1 protein-coding gene is annotated in these 1473 nt (G+C 62.9%); it reads left to right on the forward strand.

Translation table 11 applies throughout. The annotated features are described in order from the left end of the window. Positions 1-132: 132 nt before the first annotated feature. Positions 133-1458: an IS4 family transposase gene (locus tag LXT21_RS44690; protein WP_254044387.1), complete on the forward strand. Its 1326-nt coding sequence runs from the start codon at positions 133-135 to the stop codon at positions 1456-1458. The last annotated feature ends 15 nt before the right edge of the window (positions 1459-1473 follow it).

Genomic DNA, 1473 nt, shown 5'->3' on the forward strand with positions numbered 1-1473 from the left:
CATCGGCGTGATCTTTGGAGGGGGCAGCCGAGCGAGGGCTCGAATGTAGGACATGCCCGCAGAGGGGAGAAAGATCGGGCCTTCTCAGACCTAAAGCGCTGTGCCCACGCGCGGCGCGTGGAGGTCCCGACGGTGAACCGCTACGACTCGCTGGTTCCGGCCCTCAATCTCCTCCTACCAGCACGCACCCTGGCGCTGCTGGGCAGGGCGGTTCAGTTCATCCAGCGACTGCGGACCATTCAAGCCAGTCTCTTCGTCCGAGCCGTCGTGCTCAGCAGGTTTGGGCACGGCAACCCGGGCTTCTCCGAGGCGCGGCATTGGTACTCACGGCTGGGTGGGCGCCAGGTCTGGCCAAGGCCCTTCCAGAAGCGTTTTCTGTCTGCTGCCAGCGTTGCGCTCTTTGAGCGCGTGTTCGAGACGGCCGTTCGACCTTGGAGAACGGGTGCGAGAGAGCGAGCACGACATCCGCTCGCACGACTGTTCCCAGATGTCGTCGTTTGGGACAGCACCTTGGTTCAGGTTTCTGACCGCCTTGCGCGCGCCTTCAAAGGGACTCGCGCGGCAGCGGCCTCCCTCAAGGTCCATGTGGCGATTTCTGTCTTCGGGCTGTTGCCCATCGCGGCGCGGCTCGTCCCTGCCAACCTCCACGACATGGAAGTGTTTCCAGAGCTGACGCTCTTCAGAAAGGGAAGTCTGTTGCTGTTCGACAAGGGGTTCGTCGCGTACCACCGGCTTCGAGAAATCTCCGAAGCAGGACTGCACTATCTCTGCCCGATGCGTCTGAACGGAAACCCTATCGTGGTGGGCGTGCACAAGGGGCCGGCGTGGTTGCGGCGCAAGCTCAAGAAGTCTCCTGAGGGAGTGCGGTTGCGCAGCTTGCTGCCCGCGAGGAAACGGATTGGTACCTCCTGGGACTTGGACGTCGTGCTCTGGCCGAAGACGCAGGCCTACGCTCGGCAGGCGGTACCCGCGCGACTCGTCCTGCTACCTGGGCCAAAGCTCGAGCAGCGCCCCTACCTCACGAGTCTGAGCGTCACGACCTGGACGCCTGCTGTGCTCGGCGAGCTGTACCGGTTGCGCTGGCAGGTGGAGCTCGTATTCAAGGAACTCAAGCAGCACCTCAACCTTGAGTCCATGCCGAGCAAGAACAGGCACGCTGTCCAGGTATTCGTCTGGGCCTCGCTCATTGCCCTTGCGCTCTCACGCACCGTCGCCAGTTGTCTCCAGCCCCTGGCCACACTCGTAGGGCTGGCCTCGAAGGTACGTCCCATCCTCGTCAGCCGCGCACTTCAAGGAACAGTGCGGCTCCTCGCGCGGGTGTTGACTGCCCCATCTTCGCAGGTTGGCGCTCTCCTACGGCTTTTCATGGAGGAGGTTCTCTCGGAAGTGCGAACGCTCGACATCCACCGAGAGGACTCCTTCCGTAGATTGGTCCCGCTACTCCCATCGGGTCCGTAAAGGGATCGCCGATGA

This window comes from Myxococcus guangdongensis (assembly GCF_024198255.1).
Taxonomy (GTDB): Bacteria; Myxococcota; Myxococcia; order Myxococcales; family Myxococcaceae; genus Myxococcus; species Myxococcus guangdongensis.